This window comes from Halorubrum sp. Ib24, assembly GCF_002252745.1.
In the GTDB taxonomy this organism is placed as follows: Archaea; Halobacteriota; Halobacteria; order Halobacteriales; family Haloferacaceae; genus Halorubrum.
In genome coordinates, this window is record NZ_NHOX01000033.1 from 1 (window position 1) to 22861 (window position 22861).

Consider the following 22861-nt stretch of genomic DNA (forward strand, 5'->3'; position numbering starts at 1 on the left):
AGTCGTCCGGCACGTCGACCGTCGCGCCCCGCTCGGCCGCGATGTCGGCGACCATGTCCGGCTGGATCCCGTGGGAGTCGTACAGCTCGAGGAGCGTCTCGGTCGGGATCGGTTCGCCGGTGCCGGCGTACTCGTCGGCGAGCGACTCCACCTTGCGGGAGCCGCGTTCGAGCGTCTCGCGGTACTTCCGCTCCTCGGTGCGGACGATCTCGCGGATCGTGTCGCGGTTCTCGTAGCCGAGGCGCTCGGCCTGCATGTCGACGAGCTCGTCGAGCGGGGCGTCGACGTCGACCTCGTCGACGAGCCGCTTCGTCCGCCGGAGCACCATCCGGGCGAGGTAGCCCGTGCCGACGTTCGAGGGGACGATCCCGTCGCCGAACATGTACGCGAGCGTCCGCGAGTGGTCGGCGATCGCGTAGATGGATTCGAGGGGCTCGACGAGCTCGCGGAGCCGGTCGACGTCGACGTCGAGCCGGTCGGCGATCTCGCCGCGCGCGTCTTCCACGTCGTCGACGTCGTCGATGTCGAGCCGACCGGAGAGCTTCGCGGCGCGGTGGACGAGCGCCTGCTCTTCCTCCGTGTGCTCGATCCCCGCGTTCTCCTTCAGGAAGTCGATCGCGTCGGGGTAGACGGCCTCGTACACGGTCGCCGTCCCCTGGCTCATCCACGTCCACCGCTCGAGCCCGTACCCGGTGTCGACGATGTACGTGTCCATGAACGAGTACGTGTTCCCGTCCTTCATTTCGTAGTCGCCGTCCGGGTCCCGCTCCATGCACATGAAGACGAGCGTCGCCAGCTCGGCGCCCTTGTAGATGACCTCGATCGCCGGCCCGGCGTTGCCGCCGCCGACCCACGGGTCCTCGATATAGGTGATCTCGTCCAGATCGGCGCCGAGGCTCTCGAACAGCTCGTCGCAGTACGCGACCGTCTCGTCCTTCCAGTACACCTCGCCGTGGTAGGCGTACTCGTCCTCGTCGACCTCCTCGCGCGTGTTGAACGCGTGGTGGGCCATCATCTCGAACGCCATCGTGTGCCGGCCGGTCTTGCCGACGTTGTCGATGTCCTGCATCCGGATGCACGGCTGCGAGATGGTGAGGGGGTTCGCCGGCGGCGGGGTCTGCCCCGAGGTGACGAGCGGCTGGAAGTCGTAGATCGACGCCTGCGTCAGGAGGACGTCGTCGCGCCAGCGGTTCGCCGCGACCGGGTACGGGTCGATCCGCTCGTGGCCGTGTTCCTCGAAGAAGGAGAGGAACGCCTCCCGCATCTCGGACAGCGACCGCGGCTCCGGGAAGCCGGGGTCGTCGATGAAGCTGTAGTCCTCGCAGGGCGGCTCCCCGCAGAGTTCGCGGTCGCCGTCTCGGGTCCAGAAGTGCGCGCCGCAGGAGGTGCACTCCTTCCGGACGAACCCTTCCTCCTCGAAGTAGTCGAGACGGTACTCCGCTTCGAGATCGCTCATTACAGGAACGTGACCCGTGTTCGTGCAAAAGGGTTCCGGGGTGGGTCGCGTCGGGTCGGCGGCCCGCGAGTCGGGGCGTCTCGAGCTCCCCCGACGAAGGGAATACTTATCATCGCGTCGACCCGTTTCCGGATCACAGTGAACGCCGCGCCGAGCGAAAGACCGGTGGTACTGGTCCTCGCTACCGATGCTCACATCTCAGCCGATCTCCCCGACGACGCGACAGCGCGATCCGCAGAGCCGAACGAGGTCGACGAGGAGAGCCTGCGCGACGTCGACCTCGCGGTCGTCAGCGACGCCGCCGGGCTCGCTCGCGTCCGCGACGGCCGCGAGTCCCTCCCGGTCGTCGCCCTCGTGGACGACCCGGCCGGTGACGTGGCGACGGCCCCGACCGTCGACGCCGTGTCGACGACGACCGCCGACGTGGCGGCGACAGTCCGGTGGCTCCTCGCGCGCGACGGGTCAGTCCGGTCCGATCCGTCCCGACCGCCCTCGCGGGTCGAGCGACTCAACGCCGGGGCGACGCGACTCGCGTCGGTCCGGTCCGTGGAGGAAACGCACCGGGCCGCGATCGCCGTCGCGGACGAGGTGTTCCCGCCGCACCACTGCCTCGTCGGCGTGCGCGACGGGAAGTGGATCGAGCCGATCGCGGCCTCGGCCGAGGTTCCGATCGAGGACTGCAACCGCGTCCGAGTCGGGAGCGGGGCCGCCGGGACCGTCGCGGTGACCGGCGAACCGGTCGTGGAACCGAATCCGAACGCCGAGAGCCCGTACGACACGGTTCTCACCCTTCCCGTCGGCGACGACACGGTCTTCCAACTGGTGACGGACGACCCGGACGGGTTCAGCGAGGCCGATCGACGCCTCGCCGGACTGCTCGCTTCTCACGTCGAGGAGACCCTCGATCGGATCCGGGCCGACGAGGCGCTCCGGAGCGAGCGCGACCGCCTGCTCGCGCTGTTCTCGAACGTCCCGGACCCCGCGGTCGCGTACGATTACGTCGACGGCGAACCGGTCGTCCACCGGGTCAACGACGCCTTCGGGGAGACGTTCGGCTACGACGCGGAGGCAGTCGGGGGCGAGTCCCTCGACGACTACATCGTCCCGGTTGAGGACGGCGCGGTCGAGGAGGCAATCGACCTCAACGAGCGGCTCCAACGCGGCGAGAACGTCCGGCGAGAGGTGACCCGGAAGACGGCGGACGGACTCCGCCACTTCATCCTGCACGTCATCCCGATCCGGCTCGACGCGGAGAACGCCTCCGGGTACGCGATTTACACGGACGTCACGGACCGGCGCGAGCGCGAGGCCACCCTCCGGGAGCAGAACGAGCGGCTCGACGAGTTCGCGAGCATCGTCTCGCACGACCTCCGGAACCCGCTCGGCGTCGCGCAGGGGTACGTCGAGCTCGCGAGCGACACCGGCGACACGGCTCACCTCCCCAAGGCGGGCGAGGCGCTGGAGCGGATGGGCGAGCTCGTCGACGACCTGCTCTCGCTGGCCAGACAGGGCCGGTCGGTCGGCGAGACGGAGCGCGCCTCGATCGCGGCGCTCGCGAGAGACGCCTGGGCGAGCGTCGACACCGGCGGGGCCGAGCTGGTCGTGGAAGGGGACGTGACCCTCGACGCTGACCCCGCCAGAACGCGCGAGCTCTTCGAGAACGTGTTCCGGAACAGCGTCGAGCACGGCCCGACTGACGGCCGGGCGGAGCCCGGCGAGAGCGTCGAACTCGGGTCCGCCGGCGGCCGACCGACCACCGTCGACGACGGGTGCGCTGCGGAGGGCCTCACCGTCCGCGTGGGCGAGGCCTCGCCCCGATCGGACGGCGACGGAGGGACCGGGTTCTTCGTCGAGGACGACGGCTGCGGACTCCCCGAGGAGACGGAGCGCGTGTTCGACACCGGCTTCACGACGGACGAGGACGGGACCGGCCTCGGGCTCGCGATCAGCGAACGTATCGCCGAGGCTCACGGGTGGGAGGCGCGCGCGGTGACCGGCGAGTCCGGCGGCGCAAGATTCGAGTTCAGAACGACGTAACCGGGTGCCACGACGCCGGTGCGGGACCGCGGCCGCGACGCGGGTCGCCCGGCGTCTGCGGCCGCGCGGGTCCGAAACGACCTTAGGCCGCGCGCTCGCCTCTCCGGTATGGTCGAGAACGTCGTCTATCCCGCGTACTTCGACGCCGAGCGGTCGCGCTCGGAGGGCCGCCGCGTACCGGCGGACCTCGCGATCTCCGAGCCCACCGTCGACGAGATCGCTAAGGCGGTCCAGCAAGTCGGCTACGACGCTGTGATCGAGCGCGACAAGACGTACTCCCGCGAGTTCGAGCCGCGGGGCGCGGTCGTCGTGCGCGGCACCGAAGACACCGCGAAGAACGACCTCGTGCAGGCGGTCGCCGCCTACCTCGGGGTCATCCGCGAGTGACGATGCGGCGAGTCGGTACCGTGGTCCGCACCGCCGGGGGGCTCGCGATCGCCCGCGGCGACCGCGGCGAGGAGCCGCCGCGGATCGGCTCGGCCGTCGTCGACGAGTCGCTCTCGACGGTCGGCCGCGTCGTCGACGTTTTCGGCCCAGTCGACCGGCCGTACGTGGCCGTCACCCCGAACGACGGCGACGGCCTCGCGTCGCTCGTCGGCGGGAAGCTGTACGCGCGCTGACTCAATCTCCGGCCGCTGCCTCCCCGTCCTCGGCTAGAGCCTCCCCGTCTCCGGCCGCTGCCTCGTCCTCGCCGACCGTCGCTTCCCCCTCCACGACGTCGAAGTCGGCCAGCGTCTTCGTCGAGCGGACGAGCCGCTCCGAGACGATCAACTTCTCCGTGCGGTCCAGCCGCGCCCAGTCGAGCTCCGCGGGCGGCGACTCCTCGAACGCGCGGAACTGCTGAAACACCGCGTCGTTAACAAACCGCTCGAACGAGCCGCAGTTCGGACACGTCACCGAGAGGTGCGACGTGTCGAACTCCCGGCTCACGGTGTGATCCAGACAGTTCAGACAGCGGTACGTCCGATTCCTACTCATACCGGATATTAACACTGGACGCGGGAATACCTGCGGTTACCGGACGGCTGATCGATCGGAAAAAAACGAAAAGCGGGCGCGAACCGCGACGCCGCTAGAACAGCGCCGACGCGGCGGCCTCGGCGGTCTCGATGACCGGGCCGAAGCCGGGTAACAGCAGCACCGTCGCGACCGCCGCGAAGACGACCGCGGCGTACAGCGCCGTCGGCCGCACGTCGATCGTGTCCAGCGCGGTCGGCGACGCGGGATCGTCGATGAACAGCGCCTTCACGACCCGGCTGTAGTAGTACAGCGAGATCACGCTGTTGACGGCGCCGATCGCCGCTAGCCACAGGAAGCCGTTGTCGATGGCTCCCATGAACAGGAAGTACTTCGAGAAGAACCCGGCGAACGGCGGGAGCCCGGCCAGCGAGAACATGAACACGGCCATCGCCGTCGAGGCGACGGGCGCGCGTTTGGCCAGCCCGGCGTAGTCCTCGAAGGTCCGGCCGACGCCCCACCGCTCCGCCATCGCGACGAAGAGGAACGCGCCGGTGTTCATGAAGCCGTAGACGAGCAGGTGCGCCATCGCCGCGCCCATCACGGCGCCGTTACCGCTCCCGTCCGCGGAGAGCGCCGCGACGCCGATGAGCGCGTAGCCGGCGTGGCCGATCGAGGAGTACGCGAGCATCCGCTTGACCTCCTCTTGGACGGCCGCCGCGAAGTTCCCCAGCGTCATCGTCACAGCCGCCAGGATCCCGAAGGCGAGCACCCAGTTGATGTCGGCCGCCAGCGACGCGCCGACCGGGAACGCCTCGGTGAACACGCGGAACGCGACCACGAAGCCGGCCGCCTTCGACGCCGACGAGAGGAACGCGCTCACGGGTGCGGGCGCGCCCTCGTACGCTTCCGGCGCCCAGAAGTGGAACGGGACGGAAGCGGTCTTGAACGCGACGCCGCCGAGGATCATCACGATCCCGAGGCCGGCGATCCCGCTTCGGCTGCCGATCCCGTTGGCGTCGGAGGCGATATCGCCGAGGACGCCGGCGACCTCGCCGAGCATCAGCGACCCCGTCGCCGCGTACACCAGCGAGATGCCGAACAGGAAGATCGCCGAGGAGAGCGCTCCGACGAGGAAGTACTTCAGCCCCGCCTCGACGCTCCCGCGGTTCTGCTTCAGGAACGCGACGAGCACGTACGACGGCAGCGACACCATCTCCAAGGCGACGAACACGACCGCGAGCGAGTTCGCGACCGCGAGTAGCGACATGCCCGTCGCCGCGAACAGCGTCAGCGAGTAGAACGTCGCCGGGTTCGGGTGGTCGTGGAAGTAGTCGTGGGCCGCGACAACGACGAGCGACGTCACGGACGCGAAGATGGCCGTGAAGAACAGCCCAAGCGTGTCCACCTTGACCGCGTCGGCGAACAGCAGGATCGCGCCGCCGGTGTCGCCGCTCCCGGTCCCGGAGGCGACGAACCAGACCGTCGCGGCCAGCGATGCCAGCGCGCCGAGCGCGCTCACGACCGCCATCGAAGTGTTCGACCGCGTGTCGGGACGGAGCGTGTCGACGAGCAGCAGCGCGAGTCCGGTGAACCCGAGCAGCAGCACCGGCAGCAACGCCGTCACCTGCGGGAGCGAGTTAACCATCGATGCTCACCCCCTCGACCACGGGAACGGCGGCGTCACGGATCATCTCGAAGAAGATGTCGGGAGCGACGCCCAGCACGATGATCGCCACCAGCAGGACCGCAAGCGGGGCGACGTCGTGGAACGGCGCGGGACCGACCTCGTAGTCGGTTGAGAGCTCGAACGGCCCGAATAGCGTGCTCTGCATCGCCGACAACAGGTAGCCGGCGACGATGACGATGCCGAACATCGCGAGCGCCGTGAACAGCGGCGCGTACGGGAGCGCCGGCGCGGAGAACGACCCCACGAAGATGAAGAACTCACCGGCGAAGCCGGCCATCAGAGGCAGTCCCATGTAGCCGAACGCGCCGGCGACGAGGATGCCGACCGTGACCGGCATCCGGTCGGCCATCCCCGCCATGTCGCCGACCATCCGCGTGTGGGTCGCGTTGTAGACGACGCCGACCGCCATGAACATCAGCCCCGAGATGAGGCCGTGCGCGACCATCTGGAACGTCGCGCCGCCGACGCCGTACTCGGTGAACACGACAAGCCCGAGGATGACGTACCCCATCGACGAGACGGAGGAGTAGGCGACGATGCGCTTGAGGTCCTTCTGCGCGAGCGCCAGCATCGCACCGTAGATGACGCTGATGACGGCGATCGCGGCGATCGGGACCGCGAGCGCGGACGCCTGCTCCGGGAGCATCGTGAAGTTGAACCGGAGCAGCGCGTACGTCCCCATCTTCAGGAGGACGCCCGCCAGGAGCACCGACACAGGGGTCGGCGCCTCGACGTGGGCGTCCGGCAGCCACGTGTGTACCGGAACGATCGGGACCTTCACCGCGAAGCCGGCGAACATCGCGAGGAACGCGACCATCGCGATCCGGTCCGGCGAGATGCCGAACCAGGTTCCGAGTCCGCCGTCGGCGATCGCGCCGGTGATCTCCGGGAGCGCGAACGAGGTCACGGAGTCGCCGAGCGCGAACGTCAGCGACATGAACCCGATGAACATCAGCAGCGACGCCGCGTTCGTGTAGACGAAGAACTTGATCGCGGCGTACTTCCGGCGCGGGCCGCCCCAGACGCCGATGAGGAAGTACATCGGGACGAGGACGGCCTCCCAGAAGACGAACCAGAGGAAGAAGTCCAGCGCCGTGAAGACGCCGAGGAGGTTCGCCTCCATGAACAGCATGAGCCCGTAGAACTGGCTCTGGCGCGAGTCGATCGGCGTCCACGCGCTGACTATCGCCAGCGGGACGAGGAACGTCGTCAACACGACGAGCGGGAGGCTGATGCCGTCCAGCCCGACGAACCACGAGACCGAGCGGCCGCCGACTTCGAGCCACTCGATCTGGGTCTGGTAGGCGATGTCGCCGCCCGTGAGAGCGTTTCCGGAGCCGTTGAATCCGGACCAGAGGTACAGCGATCCCGCGAACGGGATCAGGCTCAGCGCGAACGCGAGCCGGCCCGCCCACTCGTTCGGCGAGAGGAGGACGACGAGCGCGCTCACGAAGACGACCGCGATGAGCGCTTCGAGTATCACAGGAACCACCCCCCGGTGACGCCGAGCACGAGAATCAGCGCGACCAGCCCCAGCGTGAGCAGCGCGGCGTACTGCGAGACGACGCCGTTCTGCACCTGCCGGATCCGGTCACCGCCGATGAGACTCACCGAGGAGACGCCGTTGACGACGCCGTCGACGATACCTTGGTCGAAGGTGTCGGCGCCGCCGGCGACGTCCTCGGTGCGATACGCGAGCCATACCTGCAGTTCGTCGAGGTAGTAGTTGTTGTACAGCACGTCTTTGATCCCGCCGAGTTTCGCCGTGTGCTCCGTCGGCGACGGAACGTTGTAGAGCCGCCACGCAACCAGCAGACCGGTCAGCGCCAGTCCGAGCGAGACGGCCGCACCGACGAGCACCGTGGCGACCTCGCCGCCGACGATGTACTCGCTACTGTACGGTCCGATGTCGCCGTAGTGGTGCGAGGAGAGCCCCTCAATTCCGCCCCAGTCGTTGTCGAGCCAGCGGTGGAGCAGGTCGATCCCCTCCAGTCCGAGGACCTTCTGGACCGGCACCATGTTAATGAGGCCGGTGACGACCGCGAGCGAGCCGAGGACCGTCAGCGGCCCCTTCACGTTCCATCGGACGGGTTCGGGGTCGCGCGCGGTGTCGGTGCGGGGCTCGCCGTGGAAGGTCAGGAAGACCATCCGGAACGTGTAGAAGGCGGTGACGGGGACAGCGAGCAGCCCCATCAGGTAGCCGCCGAACAGCAGCGGCTCGCCCGGCGCGTGGACGAGCGCCTCGTAGAGGATCTCGTCTTTCGACCAGAAACCGGCGAACGGGAAGATGCCCGCGAGCGCCAGCGACCCGGCCAGGAAGGTGTAGTAGGTGACGGGCATCTTGTCCTTCAGCCCGCCCATGTCCCACATGTCTTCGTTGTGGTGCATCGCGATGATCACCGCGCCCGCGCCGAGGAACAGCAGGGCCTTGAAGAACGCGTGGGTGGTCAGGTGGAAGACCGCGGCCACGTAGCCGCCCGCGCCGAGCGCGAGCATCATGTAGCCGTACTGCGAGATGGTGGAGTACGCGAGGACCTGCTTCAGCTCATCTTTGACGACGCCCATCGTCGCCGCGAACAGCGCGGTGAAGCCGCCGATGAAGGCGATCACCGCGAGCGTCGTCGGCGTCAGCGCGTAGAAGCCGTACATCCGCGCGACGAGGTAGACGCCGGCCGCGACCATCGTCGCGGCGTGGATCAGCGCGGAGACGGGCGTCGGGCCCTCCATCGCGTCGGGGAGCCACGTGTGCAGCGGGAACTGCGCCGACTTCCCGACGACGCCGCCCAGGACGAGCAGGCCGACGACGGTGAGCCACGTCTGCAGGTCGAGTCCGCCGGGAGTCCACGCGACCGAGCCCTCGCCGGCGAGCGCCGCCTCGGCGAGGTGCGGGAACGACTCCGGCCCGGCGAACTGCGCCGTACCGAACGTTCCGATCACGGCGACGACGCCGCGGTCCACGCGGTCCACGTGGTCGACACGGCGAGCTACGCGGGGATGCCGATGGAGGCCTCCTGGGAGGGCGTCGGCGAGCTCCTGCGGGGCGACGCCGAGGAGGCCGTGGCGGCGGTCGAGGAGCTGGCCGAGGAGACCGTCGTCGACGTGGAAACGGCCGTCGTCGAGGGGTCGCCCAGCCGCGAGATCATCCGGTACGCCGAGGGGAACGGCTGTGACCTCGTCGTGATGGGCACCCACGGCCGCGGCGGGATAGACCGGCTCCTGCTCGGGAGCGTGGCCGAGAAAGTCGTTCGCGGCGCCGCCGTCCCGGTCCTGACGGTCCGGATCGACGGCGACGTCCCGACGGAGCCGAGCGTGGCGGAGGCCGCCGGACGGACGTGAGCGCGGCCGGGCTGCCCAGTCCCGACCCTCGCGACGCGGCGCCGTCCAGCCCCCGCCGACCCGACGCCGCGGTCAGCCGTCGGCGTCCCGGAGGTGCTCGCAGTCCCCGGCGTGGACGCGCCGCGTCCCGTCCCCCGTGTCGATCACGAGCGCGCCCGGCGACTCGACGTCGACCGCGGTCCCCGTGACGGCCCCCGTCGGAGTCTCCACGCGGACCCGTCGCCCGAGCGTGCTCGCCCGCTCGCGCCACGCCGCGAGGATCCGGTCGGATCGGTCCGCCGTCTCCGCGAGCGCCGCGAACCGCTCGAGGAGCGTCGCCGCGAACCGCCGCCTGTCGACGTCGTCGCCGGTCTCGGCGCGCAGCGAGGTCGCGTCGCCCGGGAGCGCCTCCGGGTCGAGGTTCGCGTTGACGCCGACGCCGACGACGAGCCACGAGACGCGGTCGGCCTCGCCCTCCATCTCGGTGAGGATCCCGGCGAGCTTGCGGCCGCCGCGTCCCGAGCGGTCGGCGTCGCCCGCGGCGCCTCCCGCTCCGTCGCCCCCGACGAGCACGTCGTTCGGCCACTTGATGTGCGCGTCGACGCCGACCTCGCGGCAGGCGTCGACCGTCGCGACCGCCGCGGCGAGGGTGAACAGCGGGGCGCGGGCGGGCGAGACCGTCGGCCGCGTGACGACCGACAGCCAGACGCCGCCGCTCGGCGCGACCCACTCGCGGTCCAGCCGGCCTCGACCGCCGGTCTGCTCGTCGGCGACGACCGCGACGTCGGCGGCGCCGTCGGCCGCCAACTCGCGGGCGCGGTCGTTCGTCGACGGGACGGCGTCGTGGTACTCCACCTCGTACGGCGCGTCGAGTCCGAACTCGATCCCGGCCGCGCAGTAGGCGGGCTCCGCGGGCGCGGCGTAGCCCGCGCCCGTCGACTCGACGGCGAACCCCTCCTCGCGGAGCGCCTCGACCGCCTTCCACACCGCCGCCCGCGAGACGTCGAGCTCCGCGGCGAGCGCCGGTCCCGAGACCGGGCCGTCCTCCAGGGCGTCGAGCAGCGCGCGACGCGTGTCCATGTCGACGCGGTCGGCGCCGGCGTGGAAAGCCGTTCCGGGTCGCCAGCGGGGACCCGCTCGCCTATGGGCCCGCGGGCGTAACGTCGGGTGTCGCATGACCGACGCCGAGACCGTTCCCGTGACCGTCGTCGATGGCGAGGAACGCACAGAGCTGGCTGTCGAGCCGGGACGGAACCTGCGGCGCGTCCTCCTCGACGCCGACCTGTCGCCGTACGCGGCCGCGACGCGCCGACTGAACTGCGGCGGGCGCGGGATCTGCGCCACCTGCGGCGTTCGGATCCGCGAGGGACCGCCGCCGGACCACTGGCACGACCGGCTCGCGGCCCGCTTCGGCTACCCGCGGCTCTCCTGTCAGGTGACCGTCGACGGGCCGATGACGGTCGAACTCGTCGACAAGCGCGTCTGGGGGTCGCGCGGGTCAGGCGGCGGCGGTTAGGAGGGAGGGGCCGTACCGCGCGTCGCGGCGCTCGCCTCCGAGACACCTCGTTTCCGGTGAAACGCGGCCGTGAGACGCGACGCGACCGCGTCGACGAGGAGACCCGACGCGACCGCGGCGGCCGCCGCTCGCCGACGAGGCGAGTCGACTGTGGGCACAAGACCCAAGGTCTCACGGGCGAACGCTCCGGTATGCAACCCTCCAAGGAGCGGGAGGCGTCCGACGGCGACCCGATGGACGACCTCGACGACCTCCTCGACGACGACCTCGCCGAGGGCGGGGACCCCTCGACGTCGGACGAGGCCGATTCGCGCGCCGAGAGGAACGAGTCGGCTGGCCGGGCGGCCGAGACCGGCGGCGACGGCGGGCGCGTCGGGACGAGCGGTCGCTGGTTCTCCGCGAAGGCGTTCGCGCTCGCGCTCGCCGCGGTCGCGATCGGCGTCTTCGTCGGCGGCGCGATCCCGCTCATCGGCGGGACGATCGGTTCGGCCGGAGGCGTGTTCCTCGCCGCGTTCCTGATCGGGCTGGCGCTCTCCGCCCGACGGTACGTCGAGACCGGGCTCGCCGGCGCCGCGGCGGGGGCCCTCGTCGCGGTCACGAACGTCCTCGGCGTCGGCTTCCTCCCGATCGGGGTCGACTACCTCCAGCAGTGGGGGCTTCCCCTGCTCGCGGTCGGCGGCGGGCTCGGGCTCGTCGCGGCCCTGCTCGGCCACTACTTCGGCCGCGATCTCCGCGCGGGCCTGACCGCGGACGTCGAGGGCTGAGCGCCCCGAAAAAACCCTTACTTCCGCCCGATCAGCGCGGGCCAGTGATACGCGTCGAACCCGACGTACGCCGCGATCTCCCGGCGTTCGAGCGCGAGGAAGCCCGCGAGTATCGCGACGAACCCGACGATCGCTTCCGCCTCGACGAGGGTGCCGAGCAGGACCCAGCTCCCGGCCGCGGCGACCACGGGCTCGGCGTACCCGACGAGGTGGAGCTGCGCCGGGCCGACCTCGTCGAGCAGCGCGAAGTAGATCAGGAACGCGAGGACGCCCGACAGCAGCGTGAGGTAGGCGAGCGACACGATCGCGGTTCTGTTCCACTCGATCGCCGACGGCGACTCCCCGAGCGCGGCGGCGCCGACGAAGAGGATTCCGGCGCCGAGCACCATCGCCCACCCCTGCAGGGCGGCGATCGGGAGGTCGGTCCGGAGCGGTCGGAGCAGGACCGCGCCCAGCGAGAAGGCGACGGCGCCGGCGAACGCGAGGCCGACGCCGAGGAGGGCCGAGTTACCGGCCCCGGCCGCGGTCGGGTCGGCGATCACGACCACCCCGAGGACACCGAGGGCGAACCCGCCGATCTCGACGGGACCGAGCCGCTCGTTGGGGAGGAGGACCGCGGCGAACACCGCGGTCAACACCGGCACGAGGCTCACGACCACCGCGGCGACCGCCCCCGAGATGTGGAGCTCGCCGACGTACAACAGCCCGTGGTACGCGGCGATAACGAAGGTCGCCGCGACGGCGACGCCGAGCCACTCGTCGCGTCCGCTGGGCGTCGTCCGTCCGGACATGACCGCGGCGACGCCCAGCACGATCGCTCCGGCGATCGCGTACCTGACGCCGGCGAACAGCAGCGGCGGGAAGTGGTGTAACCCGGCCTCGATCGCGACGAAGGAGGTGCCCCACAGGGTCGCGAGGAGGACGAAGGCGGCGACGACTGATTCCGGAGTAGAGAGGAGGTTCCGTAGCTTCATTGAGTGTTAGATCGAAGTTTCTTGAGACAGTTAAACTATTCTCTCACAATCGGCCGAATTCAGAATGAACAATCACGCATACGAACGAACTGCAATACGCTTCCGAAACGAGGGTCGTTCTTGGATTCGAGTGCAAGTGTGTCGGTCGGAATATACAACAGTCCCTCACTCGAAGGGGGCGTATGGACGAGCGCGACGTGCGGCTGTTGAAGGCGATATCTGACCTCGGAACCGGGAGCCCCGAGCGGCTCCACGAGGAGACCGGGATTCCGGTGTCGACGATCCACTACCGGCTGAACAACCTCCGCGAGGACGGCGTGATCGAGAACGATCTGTACGACCTCGACCACGAGGCGCTCGGGCTCGGCGTCACCGTCATCGTCGAGGTGCTCGCGAGCTACGAGGGCCCGTACGAGGAGTTCGCCGACGAGCTACTGGCGGTCGAGGGGGTCACGGAGGCGTTCTTCACGATGGGCGAAACCGACTTCGTCGTCCTCGCGCGGCTCTCGTCGTCCGACACCGTCGAGCGGCTCATCAGCGACTTTGAGGCGATTCCCGAGGTCGAACGCACGAACTCGACGTTCACGATCGCCACACTCCGCGACGAGCCGCGAGCGCCGGCGACGTACGACCTCGACACGCTGCTCGCGGAGCTGACCGAGTAGCGCCGACCTCACTCCGGCGACAGGGAGGACCCGACCGACCGCTCGACGAACAGTAGCGCTACCAGTCCGAGTATCACCAGCGTGTACGCGAACGCGGCGAAGAGCGCGTCCTGCGTCGATGGGTACTCGGTGGTCCGGAAGATGATCACTTTCCGGACCATCGCGATGACGCCCGTGTAGATCACGAGCCTGACGATCCGACGGGTGTCGCTCTGTTCGATGTAGGCGACGACCGTCTCGTACACCTCGACGATGATGAGCAGCAGCAGTCCGGTCTCGATGAATCCGATGACCGTGTTCGGGTCGGTGATCTCGCCGGTGGGAACTGACTCGGCGATCTGTATCGCGAGGTCGACCACGCCGATCCCGAACAGGAGGGCGAACAGCGCCGCCGCGGCGAGTTCGACGCCGTGGATGAACCGGTTCGTCGCGTCGGAGACCCGGTCGCCGCGCGTCTTCGCGACGGCCGGCTCGGGCGTGCGGTCTGTCGCTGGCGGGTCGTCCGAGGGACCCGGTGGCGGATCGTCCATCTGGTGTTCCCTCTAGGTACGAATCAAGGCCCCGCGACACGTAAAGAACAGGGGCGACAACGTGTGAATCGGGGGCGGAACGGGAGGGATTCCGAGGACCGTTACGACCGCTTGCCGATCTCCTCGCGGAGCACGTCGGAGACGACCTCCCCGTCGGCCTTGCCGCGGAGCGCGCCCATGGCCTCGCCCATCAGCCCCGAGAACGCCCCCATCCCCTCCGCCTCGATCTGGTCGGCGTTGCGCTCGACGACGTCGACGACCGCCTCGCGGACCGCATCCTCGCTCACCCCAGAGAGTCCGGCCTCCTCGACCGCCTCCGCGGCCGTGAGGTCCGGGTTCTCGGCGAGCGTCGTCAGCACCTCCGGCACGCCCTCCTTCGCGAGGTCGCCGCCCTCGACGAGGGCGAATAAGTCGAGGAAGTGGTCGTCGGTCAGGTTCTCGACCGGGGCCCCCTCGCGGCGGATCTCCGTCGTCGTCGACTCCAGCGTCGACGCCGCGAAGGTGGGGTCGACGCCGCGCTCGACCGCGGTCTCGAACAGCGGGAAGCGCCGCCCGAAGGCGACCTGCTCGGCGAGCCCGCGATCGAGTCCGAACTCCTCGGCGTAGCGGTCGGTCTTCTCGTCGAGGAGCTCGGGTCGGTCGACGTCGGACGGGTCCGGCTCGACCGGCGGCACGTCCGTCTCGGGGTACATCCGAGCCGCGCCGGGAAGCGGACGGAGGTAGCGGGTCGTCCCGTCCTCGTTGGCGCCGCGGGTCTCCTCGGGGACGCCCTCGATCGCCGCGGCGGCCCGGTCGGCGGCGGCCTCGATCGCGAGGTCGGCGGTCTCCGGGTCGGCGGCGACGATGGCGACCGCGTCCTCCGGCCCGGCGCCGACCGCCTCGCGGAGGGACTCGACCTCGGCCTCGGTCACGCCGTACGCCGGCAGCTCGTCGGTGTGGAAGATCCCGCCCGCCCCGTGTCGCTTCGCGTGGTCGGAGAGCTCGGTCCCGAGCCGGCGGTCCGGCTGGATTTCCCACCCTACGAGCCCGTCGAAGCCGAACAGCGGAACCGCGGTCACCTTCCCGCCCGAGTCGAGCGCGCCCCGGATGACCCCGGAGTCGGTCTCGGCGAAGACGTCGGTCGCGTCCGAGACGTCGCCGACGCTCGCGTCGCGGTCGCGGAGCTCGTCGCGGATCGCGAGCAGCTCCGCCTGCCGGCCGACCTCGCCGCGGACGATGTCCTCGATCCCCTGGAGGTCCTGGACGCCTTTCACCTCGACGCGGGCGCCCTCGGCGATGGAGACGTTGACGTCCTGCCGAATCGTGCCGAGCCCGCGCTTGACCGCGCCGGTCGACCGGAGCAGCATGCCGATGCGCTCGGCGGCCTCGCGGGCGCCCTCGGGGCTCCGGATGTCCGGACCGGTACCGATCTCGACGAGCGGGACGCCGAGGCGGTCCAGCGAGTAGACGACGCCGTCGTCAGTCTCCTCGACGCGCTTTGCCGACTCCTCCTCCAGCATGAGGTCGACGATCGACACCGCCCCCTCGCTCGTCTCGATCTCCCCGCTCTGGCCGAGCAGGATCGAGCGCTGGAAGCCCGAGGTGTTCGACCCGTCGATGACGAGCTTCCGCATCACGTGCGCCTGGTCGACGACCGAGACGTCGAGCAGGTCGGCGATCTGGAGCGCGACCGAGAGCGCCTCGCCGTCGACGCGCCGGGGCGGCTCGTCGTCCTCCTCGACGAGGCAGGTGGTGTCGTACGCGAGGTAGGTGAACTCGCGGTCGACGCGGCTCTCCTCCATCGCGGCGTCGTCGAGTTCGCCGAGCTCGCTCTTCGTCGGGTGGAGCCGGCGGGCGATCTCGCGGTCGGCCTCGTCGGGGTCGCGCTCGACGGTCGGGGAGTCGCAGAACAGCTTCGTCTCCGTGTCGAGCTGCTGGTGGATCTCCAGCCCGGCGACGAGCCCCAGCTCATCGTGGTCGTACTCGGGGGTCGCGTCCTCGCTCATTACGCCGTACTCCGGCAGGCCGGAACAAAAAGGGTGGCAGTTCGCGCGGGCGATGCGGATCGAGGCCACCGAGGTTCCTTATAAATGACTGGGCGGTGCCGCGAGTCAGCACGCGCGAGGGAGCCCGCGGCCGCCGGCGCGGCCGCGGCGAGGCTGGGGAGGCGCGAGGGGCTGTGCGGCTGCGGTCGGGTGGGACTCAAAGGGGCAGTCGCGAGTCCTCGCGGCTGGGGCTTCGGCGGTGATCACGATCACAGCGTTCCGATCACAGCTGTCGCTCGCCGCGTAACGTTCGAAAGGAATTGTGCGTGGATGCTGTCGTAGAGACAACACCGTGCATCGGTGCGGCGGGTGTGCCGCCGAGCGATGCGTGGGACCGGATTTGAACCGGCGGACCTCTACAGGACAGCGCCCTCAACGCTGCGCCGTTGGCCTGGCTTGGCTACCCACGCTCGCGGTGTTCAATCGCGTCCTCACGTACCCTTCCCCCAATTAAAAGCCCTTCCATTCGGCAGTGCCGTGTCGAAGAGTGACACCGGGCGGCGGGGCCGGGCGAATTCCGGGTCGGACACGCCCCCGGTCCGACGCGCCGGAACCGGCACGGGTTTGGGAGTGGCGGCCCTCGGATCCGACATGTCCGAGTGGGCCCGCGAGAACGTCCCGCTTTTGACCGCACTCAGCTCCGTCGCGGCGCTGGCCGTGGTGTTCGGCGCCGTCGGCGGCGCGATACCGAGCGTCCTCCTGCCCCGCGCGAGCGACGCCGTCCTCGCCGCGATCCCGCACTTCAACGCCGCCGTCTCGGCGACGGCCATCGGCACCATCGTCCTCGGCTGGCGCGCCATCTCCCGCGGCGACGTGCGCCGACACCGCGCGTTCATGCTGACGTCGTTCGGCCTCTTCACCGCCTTCCTCGGCGCGTACCTCTACCGGCTGATCCACGTCGGCACGACCGAATTCCCCGGCCCCGACGTCGTCTACACCTACCTCTACCTCCCGTTCCTCGGGATACACATCCTGCTCGCGATCGCCTGTATCCCGTTCGTCTTCTACGCGCTCCTGCTCGCCGCGACCCGCCCGTACGAGGAACTGTACCACACGCGTCACGCGCAGGTCGGCTTCGTCGCCGCCGTCCTCTGGCTGATCTCCTTCGCGATGGGGATCGGCGTGTACGTCATGCTGTACCACGCGTTCTGAGGCGGGCGCGGGGCCGACCGGCGAAGCCGGGCGCTCCGACCGTACCGGCCGCACCGATCGCCCCGACCGCTCCGACGAAGCTTGATATCGCCGTCAACCGTACGAACCGTCGTGCTGTTCGCGACTCACCTCCTCGTCGCCGCCGGCCTCGGGTGGCTGTCGGGACACCCGCGCCTCCGGCGGTACCTCGGCGGTTCGCCGCCGCTCTCCGTGTGGTGGGTCTTCGCCGGCGCCGCGCTCCCGGACGTCGTCGACAAGCCGCTCGGCGCGCTCGGCGTCTTCGACGTCTACCAGTCGGTCGGCCACTCCGCGCTGCTCGTGCCGCTCGCCGCGCTCGTCGCCGTCGCCGCGAGGCGCCGCGGCCTCGCGGTCGCGGTCGGCTGGGGCTCTCACCTCGCGCTCGACGCGCTCCACATGGTCGTGAACGGGCGGCCGGGCGACGCGGCGTTCCTCGGGTGGCCGCTCCTCACGCGGTCCGACCCGCTCGCGATCCCGCCGGGCGAGTTCGCGCTGTTCTACGTCGGAACCCCCTCCTTCTTCCTCGAAGCGGCGCTGTGGCTGGCGGCCGTCTCACTGGTGTTGCGGTCGCGGGTCGCCGTCGGCACCGACCGGGAAAGCGGTCGGTGAGACCGGTCCGGCCGCCTACCCGTCTTCGTTCGCCATCCGGTGGGCCGCGTAGAAGAGCGGGACGAGCAGCGCACCGGCGAACCCGAAGCCGAGCGCGAGCGCGCCGATGACGCCCGCGCTGAGGACGCGGCCGGCGCTCCCGCCGTCGTCGCCGTCGCCTCCGTCGCCACCGCTTCCGCCGTCGCCTCCGTCGCCTCCGTCGCCACCGCTTCCCCCGCCTCCGCCGTCACCGCTCCCACCGTCGCCGCCGGCGTCGGGCTGGACGAGGTCGTCGTCGACGGAGCCGACCGCGACGGAGCCCTTCATGCCGACCGCCTCGTGCGGTACGCAGAGGTAATTGAACGTGTCGCTGTCGGACGCGTCGTCGAACGTGTACTCGAAGGTGGTCCCCGCCTCGCTGACGGTCTCGCCGCTGTCGAACGTCCCGTCCTCGGCGACGACGTTGTGCGCGCCGCCCTCGCCGGTCCACTCCCAGACGACGGTCGTTCCGGGGTCGATAAGGATCGCGGCCGGACCGAACCTGAGCCCGTTGACCGCGCCGACGTCGACGGTGACCTCGTCCTGTCCGGTGTAGTCGTGCGTCCCGTCGTAGTTGTCCACGTCGTCGAGCCAGCCGCCGTACTGGGCGGCGGCGGTCCCGGAACCGGCGGCGAGGCCGGTCGCGGCGGCGGCGCCTGCGGCGCCGACCCTGAACAGCCCGCGGCGGCTCATCGTCGCGTCGTCGGCGTCGGATGTCATACCTGTACCTCCCAGCGTGGGCGTATTTAAATTCCCGATTCCCGACTCGCGACGTGAGAACGGGAGGCGGCGACGGGGCAAGTCGTTGGGAACCGAGGTCGGAGCCCGATCAGTCGTCCGCCGGCGTCGGGTCGGGCGTGACGGGGTCGAGGTCGCGGTCGCTCTCCTCGCCCTCGACGTCGAAGGGGTACTCGCCGGTGACGCAGCCGAGACAGAGGTCCGCGCGGCTCTCGCCGAGCGCCTCGGAGACGGCGTCGATCGAGAGGTACGAGAGGGAGTCGGCGCCGACCTCCTGTCGAATCTCCTCGGTGGAGGCGTCGGCGGCGATCAGCTCCTCGCGGGTCGCCATATCGATCCCGAAGTAACAGGGCGCGACGATCGCCGGCGCGCCGATCCGGAGGTGGACCTCCTCGGCGCCGGCTTCGCGGACGAGCTCGACCAGCTGCGTCGAGGTCGTTCCCCGGACGATGGAGTCGTCGATGATGGTGACCGACTTCCCCTCCACGGTCGATTTGATCGGGTTGAGCTTCAGCCGGACCGCGCGCTCGCGCTCGTCCTGCGTCGGCATGATGAACGTGCGCCCGACGTACCGGTTCTTCATCAGCCCCTCGGCGAACTCGATACCGGCGTCGTTCTCCGGACGGGCCTCGCCGTCGGCGGTCGTCTCGCCGGCCGCGTCGGCGTAGCCGGAGGCGAACGCCCGGCCGGAGTCGGGGACCGGCATCACGACGTCGGCCTCGACGCCGGACTCCTCCCAGAGCTTCCGCCCGAGCTTGCGGCGGACCTCGTACACGAGGTTCTCGTCGATGACCGAGTCGGGGCGCGCGAAGTAGACGTGTTCGAAGAAGCAGTGCGCGGTCGACTCGCGCTCGACCAGCTGGTAGGTGTCGTACCCCGCGCCGTCGGGGTCGAGGACGACGAGTTCGCCCGGGCGCACGTCCCGGATCAGCTCCCCGTCGAGCGTGTCGATGGCGGCCGACTCGCTGGCGAGCACGTATCCGCCGTCCACTTTCCCCAGACACAGGGGACGGTTCCCGAGGGGGTCGCGCACGCCGAGGACGGTGTCGTCGTGGGTGATCGCCAGCGAGTAGGAGCCGTGGATGCGGTTCATCGTGTGTTTGACGGCGCGCACGAGGTCCTCCTCCAAGAGGTTGCGCGCGAGGTCGTGGGCGATCACCTCGGTGTCGCCGTCGGAGGTGAACGCGTGGCCGGCCGCCGCGAGCTCCTCGCGCACCTCGTCGGCGTTCACGAGGTTCCCGTTGTGCGAGAGCCCGAGCGAGCCGGACTTGAAGGAGACGGAGAACGGCTGTGCGCAGCTCTTGTCGAGGCTCCCGGCGGTCGGGTACCGGACGTGACCGATGCCGGTGCCGCCCGACAGCGACGCCAGGTCCCCCTCCTCGAACGCGTCCCCGACGAGCCCGCGCTCGACGTGGCTGTGCTGTTGGAACCCGTCGTGCGTGACGATCCCAGCGGACTCCTGCCCGCGGTGTTGGAGCGCGTACAGCGCGTAGTACAGCGGCCGCGCGGCCTCGCGGTCAGCGAGCGAGATGCCGACGACCCCGCACTTCTCTCGCGGCTCGTCAGCGGTGTGGTCCCCACCGGCGTTCATGTACGCGACGGTGGGGCGTGAGGCGATAAAAATCCTCGTGTTCGTGGTGCTATCGAGGTTTACGACGGGGTATATATGCACAAACGCGGATCGGGTCCGGCGAAGTCGCCGACCGGCCGGTCGGCTCACCTCCCGTCGACGTCGCGCTCACTCCCCCTCGATCAGCTCGTCTAATCGCTCGAAGTACGCCTCCCGCGGCACCTGGTAAGCGGCGCGGTAGTCGACGTCGCCGGCGGCGAACCGCTCCGCGACCGCGACGGCCGCGGCCGCGCCCGACTCGCGGTCGTCGCGGGTCTCCGAGACCGCCTCGACCTCGGGCTCCAAGAAGAGCACGACGTGCCACTCGTCGGTCGCGTACTGGCCGGATCCGGGGCGGGCCGTCCGCGCGCCGTTCGTGAGGTAGATGGTCGGCATGCACTCCGCGGGGAGGTCGTCGCCGTCGAACACGTCGGGCCGGTAGACGAGGATCGCCCGTCCGCTCGGCTCCTCGTTCCACACCCGCCAGCCGTCCGGCAGCGCCTCGAAGCTCATGGGCGGAGTCGGAGGCGGAGGCTTGAAAGGATCGCGCTCCGGTCCGCCTAGTCGACGATGTCGGAGCCGCCCGGCGGGAGGAACTCCTGAAGCTGGTCCGCGCTCGCCACCTTGCGGACGAACGACTGGTCCGCGAACCGCCCCTTCAGCTCGCGGTACACCATCATCGCGGCGTCGTTCTGGGCGTACATCCCCGGCTCCAGCGTGACGCTCGTCGCCGCGGGGTCGACGATCGCCGACGGCGGCCCGCCGATGGCCTGCGTGACGGGCTCGCACTGAACGCCGACGGCGATCCGGCAGGGGACGTCCTCGAAGTAGGTCCGGTCGCCGCGGATCACGAAGCTCCCCTTCTCGATGTACTCGCCGCTCTCTGGGGTCTTCGATACCTGATCCGGCTCGACCATGTACGCGTCGCCCGCGCCGCGACCGTCCTTCCAGTCCGAGGAGTACGAGACGGCGAACTGCGCGACCTCCCGCAGCGTCTCCTCGGAGAAGTCGACCGGGTCCGCGGACTCGGAGGGCCCCGCGGCCTTCAGCAGGGTCACGGGCCCGCCGTGCGCCTGCGTGTGGAAGAACCGGTCGTGTTTGCCCATGTACTTCTTGACGAGCTCCTCGTTCTGGTCGGCGTTGCGCCCGCCGATGACGAGGTAGCCGGTCGAGGTGTGGAACCACCGGAAGCGGTCGTACCAGTCGTCGGGGCTCCGGATCGGGATAGAGGCGCGTGAGAGCCAGTCGGTCTCGTACGCCTCGTCGTCGTCTCCCTCGTCGCCGTCGCTTCCGCCGTCCCCGTCGTCCGCCGCCTGCTCCGCCTCCCACTCCGCCTTGCGCTCCTTGACGGCCTCCAGCTCGCGGCGCGTCGACTCGATCGCCTCCATCGCGCCCTCCTTCTTCCCCTCGATCCGCTTCGCCTCCTGGTAGAGCCGGTCGGCGTTGACCTCGACGCCGGCGCTCGCGTCGAGTTCGACTCGGACCGCGTCGACGCCCTCGCCGTCGTCGCTCCCGGCCTCGAGCTCGACCGTCACGGTCCCCTCGCCGCCGTCGACGTCGACCACGGCCTCGGCCGCCGGGATCCCGCGCTCCGCGCCCGCGTCGAGCGTCTCGGCGATCTCGTCCCACGGGACCTCGCTCTCGCGAGCCTCCTGAACCGTCGAGAGCACCTCGTCGACGAGGTCGTAGTTCGCGTACAGGAGTTCGGCGCGCTCGCGCTCCGCCTCGGCCTGCTCCTCGAACCCCTCGATCGCCCCCTCCTGCTGTTCGATGATCCGCTCCTGTTTGGCGATCTCCTCCTCGAAGTCGGGCCGGGAGGCCTTCGCGTCCGCCGGGGCCTCGCCCTCGCCGGTGTCGTCGCGGTCGAGCCGGTAGAAGTACTCGTCGACGGCGGCGTTGAACGAGTCGAAGCCGACGCTCGGGAGCCCCTCGTGCTCCGAGAGGGGGAACGGCGTGACGTCGACGACGCGGGGGTCGCGGTCGTCCGCCTCGCTTTCGGACAGCTCCTCCTCGTACACGCGCGGGTCGACGTCGCCGGAGCGGAGCCGGTCGCCGATCCGTTCGAGCGCCTCGTGGAGCGCGCGGAGCTGGTCGTCGGTCGCCTCGTCGATGGGCGTCTCCTTCTCGACGCCCGCGCGCGTGCACACCTCCTCGGCGTATAGCCCGCCGAGGTTGAGCTGCGTGGCGAGGGTCCGCACCACGTCGCTGTCGGACTCGCGCATGTTCCTTTTAAACCCGCCGAGGCTCACGTCGAGGGGGTTGAGCCGCGACGCGGGGTACTCGTACTGCGAGCCGGGCGCGACCGTCCGGGACTTGAGCCGGACCGTCGACAGCGAGCCGACGACCTCGCCGGTCTCGTCGAGGGCGGCGACGTTGCCCTGGCCGAACAGCTCTGCGACGAGCGTCGTGTTCTCGTCCTCGCGCTCGAACTCGAAGGTGAGGATCCGGTCGAACTCGTACTGCTCGACGCCCGCGAAATCGGCGCCCGACATGCGGTTACGCAGCATCTTCGCGAAGTTCGGCGGGCGACCGGGGGCGTCGGCGACGTGCTCCGCGTCGGCGACGTGGGCCCGCTTCACGTCGCCCACCTCGATCATGAGTTCGACGCGGCCGCGGTCGAAGTCGCGCAGCTTCAGCCGGAGCAGGTCGTCGTCGTAGAGGTACGCCTTGTCGACCTTCGCGCCCTCGTACCGATTGAGCTCGGTGACGAGGGCCGCGAGGTCGATGCTCGACAGCTCCCGCTTCTGGTCCATACACGACAGAGACTCGCGGGCCGGAAAAAGGCGTGT

At 70.1% G+C, this 22861-nt stretch carries 21 protein-coding genes, 1 tRNA gene and 1 pseudogene; 9 read left to right on the forward strand and 14 right to left on the reverse strand.

Annotated features, from left to right (window positions below; genetic code table 11):
* On the reverse strand, positions 1–1456 hold a 1456-nt coding region (locus DJ82_RS08700), incomplete at its 3' end, for an alanine--tRNA ligase-related protein (RefSeq protein ID WP_241881480.1).
* A 138-nt stretch (positions 1457–1594) separates the two neighbouring features.
* Here DJ82_RS08700 and DJ82_RS08705 point away from each other — a divergent pair.
* The 3 genes from DJ82_RS08705 (at position 1595) to DJ82_RS08715 (ending at position 4113) form a co-directional block, all read left to right on the forward strand.
* Positions 1595–3493 (forward strand): ATP-binding protein, encoded by a 1899-nt coding sequence (locus DJ82_RS08705; RefSeq protein WP_094581592.1) that lies wholly within the window; start codon positions 1595–1597, stop codon positions 3491–3493.
* A gap of 108 nt (positions 3494–3601) precedes the next feature.
* Positions 3602–3880, forward strand: coding sequence for a signal recognition particle subunit SRP19 (srp19, locus tag DJ82_RS08710; protein WP_094525392.1), 279 nt, complete (start codon positions 3602–3604; stop codon positions 3878–3880).
* 2 nt (positions 3881–3882) lie between these two features.
* A complete protein-coding gene (locus DJ82_RS08715; protein WP_094525391.1) occupies positions 3883–4113 on the forward strand; it encodes an H/ACA ribonucleoprotein complex subunit GAR1 in 231 nt (76 codons plus the stop codon).
* Between the two features lies 1 nt (position 4114).
* Here DJ82_RS08715 and DJ82_RS08720 read toward each other — a convergent pair whose 3' ends face one another.
* From DJ82_RS08720 to DJ82_RS08735, 4 genes and pseudogenes are all read right to left on the reverse strand, one after another.
* Positions 4115–4471 (reverse strand): hypothetical protein, encoded by a 357-nt coding sequence (locus DJ82_RS08720; RefSeq protein ID WP_094525390.1) that lies wholly within the window; start codon positions 4469–4471, stop codon positions 4115–4117.
* Positions 4472–4565: 94 nt separating this feature from the next.
* Complete coding sequence (locus DJ82_RS08725; protein ID WP_094558537.1) at positions 4566–6098, reverse strand: NADH-quinone oxidoreductase subunit N; 1533 nt, start codon at positions 6096–6098, stop codon at positions 4566–4568.
* Positions 6091–7623, reverse strand: a complete 1533-nt coding sequence (locus tag DJ82_RS08730; protein ID WP_170938272.1) for a NuoM family protein — start codon at positions 7621–7623, stop codon at positions 6091–6093. Before DJ82_RS08730 ends, DJ82_RS08725 begins: the two co-directional genes overlap by 8 nt.
* A pseudogene (locus DJ82_RS08735) lies at positions 7620–9089 on the reverse strand (NADH-quinone oxidoreductase subunit L); the annotation flags it as partial. The pseudogene DJ82_RS08735 and the gene DJ82_RS08730, both read right to left, overlap by 4 nt.
* Here DJ82_RS08735 and DJ82_RS08740 point away from each other — a divergent pair.
* Entirely contained in the window at positions 9024–9476 is a 453-nt protein-coding gene (locus DJ82_RS08740) for a universal stress protein (protein WP_094581602.1), read from the forward strand. The pseudogene DJ82_RS08735 and the gene DJ82_RS08740 overlap by 66 nt on opposite strands.
* A gap of 72 nt (positions 9477–9548) precedes the next feature.
* Here DJ82_RS08740 and DJ82_RS08745 read toward each other — a convergent pair whose 3' ends face one another.
* Positions 9549–10535: a biotin--[acetyl-CoA-carboxylase] ligase gene (locus DJ82_RS08745; RefSeq protein ID WP_094522374.1), complete on the reverse strand. Its 987-nt coding sequence runs from the start codon at positions 10533–10535 to the stop codon at positions 9549–9551.
* Between the two features lie 94 nt (positions 10536–10629).
* Here DJ82_RS08745 and DJ82_RS08750 point away from each other — a divergent pair, with 94 nt between their 5' ends.
* Positions 10630–10971 carry a 2Fe-2S iron-sulfur cluster-binding protein gene (locus tag DJ82_RS08750; protein WP_094581593.1) on the forward strand — a complete coding sequence of 114 codons (342 nt, stop codon included), beginning with the start codon at positions 10630–10632 and terminating at the stop codon, positions 10969–10971.
* Positions 10972–11162: 191 nt separating this feature from the next.
* Positions 11163–11735, forward strand: coding sequence for a hypothetical protein (locus DJ82_RS08755; RefSeq protein WP_094522459.1), 573 nt, complete (start codon positions 11163–11165; stop codon positions 11733–11735).
* A gap of 17 nt (positions 11736–11752) precedes the next feature.
* On the opposite strand, the gene DJ82_RS08760 is transcribed toward DJ82_RS08755, so the two are convergent.
* Positions 11753–12709, reverse strand: coding sequence for a DMT family transporter (locus DJ82_RS08760; RefSeq protein ID WP_094522376.1), 957 nt, complete (start codon positions 12707–12709; stop codon positions 11753–11755).
* A 182-nt stretch (positions 12710–12891) separates the two neighbouring features.
* Between DJ82_RS08760 and DJ82_RS08765 the strand changes: the two genes are divergently transcribed.
* Positions 12892–13374, forward strand: a complete 483-nt coding sequence (locus tag DJ82_RS08765; protein WP_094522377.1) for an Lrp/AsnC family transcriptional regulator — start codon at positions 12892–12894, stop codon at positions 13372–13374.
* An 8-nt stretch (positions 13375–13382) separates the two neighbouring features.
* Here the strand turns inward: DJ82_RS08765 and DJ82_RS08770 are convergent, their stop codons facing one another.
* The 3 genes from DJ82_RS08770 to DJ82_RS08780 all read right to left on the reverse strand — a co-directional run bounded on the left by DJ82_RS08770 (position 13383) and on the right by DJ82_RS08780 (position 16338).
* Positions 13383–13904: a phosphate-starvation-inducible PsiE family protein gene (locus DJ82_RS08770; RefSeq protein WP_094522378.1), complete on the reverse strand. Its 522-nt coding sequence runs from the start codon at positions 13902–13904 to the stop codon at positions 13383–13385.
* A 101-nt stretch (positions 13905–14005) separates the two neighbouring features.
* Positions 14006–15889 carry a Glu-tRNA(Gln) amidotransferase subunit GatE gene (gene gatE / locus DJ82_RS08775; protein WP_094581594.1) on the reverse strand — a complete coding sequence of 628 codons (1884 nt, stop codon included), beginning with the start codon at positions 15887–15889 and terminating at the stop codon, positions 14006–14008.
* Positions 15890–16253: 364 nt separating this feature from the next.
* Positions 16254–16338 (reverse strand) — tRNA-Leu (locus DJ82_RS08780).
* 181 nt (positions 16339–16519) lie between these two features.
* Between DJ82_RS08780 and DJ82_RS08785 the strand changes: the two genes are divergently transcribed.
* Both DJ82_RS08785 and DJ82_RS08790 read left to right on the forward strand, forming a co-directional pair.
* Entirely contained in the window at positions 16520–17080 is a 561-nt protein-coding gene (locus tag DJ82_RS08785) for a DUF420 domain-containing protein (RefSeq protein WP_094581595.1), read from the forward strand.
* A gap of 111 nt (positions 17081–17191) precedes the next feature.
* Positions 17192–17707, forward strand: coding sequence for a metal-dependent hydrolase (locus DJ82_RS08790; protein ID WP_094522381.1), 516 nt, complete (start codon positions 17192–17194; stop codon positions 17705–17707).
* A gap of 15 nt (positions 17708–17722) precedes the next feature.
* On the opposite strand, the gene DJ82_RS08795 is transcribed toward DJ82_RS08790, so the two are convergent.
* The 4 genes from DJ82_RS08795 to rqcH all read right to left on the reverse strand — a co-directional run bounded on the left by DJ82_RS08795 (position 17723) and on the right by rqcH (position 22825).
* Positions 17723–18445 (reverse strand): halocyanin domain-containing protein, encoded by a 723-nt coding sequence (locus DJ82_RS08795; RefSeq protein ID WP_094581596.1) that lies wholly within the window; start codon positions 18443–18445, stop codon positions 17723–17725.
* 109 nt (positions 18446–18554) lie between these two features.
* Positions 18555–20054: an amidophosphoribosyltransferase gene (gene purF, locus DJ82_RS08800; protein WP_094522383.1), complete on the reverse strand. Its 1500-nt coding sequence runs from the start codon at positions 20052–20054 to the stop codon at positions 18555–18557.
* A 147-nt stretch (positions 20055–20201) separates the two neighbouring features.
* The gene (locus DJ82_RS08805; RefSeq protein WP_094522384.1) at positions 20202–20585 is read right to left on the reverse strand and encodes a DUF5820 family protein; all 384 of its coding nucleotides are present in this window, start codon (positions 20583–20585) and stop codon (positions 20202–20204) included.
* A gap of 47 nt (positions 20586–20632) precedes the next feature.
* Positions 20633–22825 carry a ribosome rescue protein RqcH gene (gene rqcH, locus DJ82_RS08810; RefSeq protein ID WP_094581597.1) on the reverse strand — a complete coding sequence of 731 codons (2193 nt, stop codon included), beginning with the start codon at positions 22823–22825 and terminating at the stop codon, positions 20633–20635.
* Positions 22826–22861: the final 36 nt, after the last annotated feature.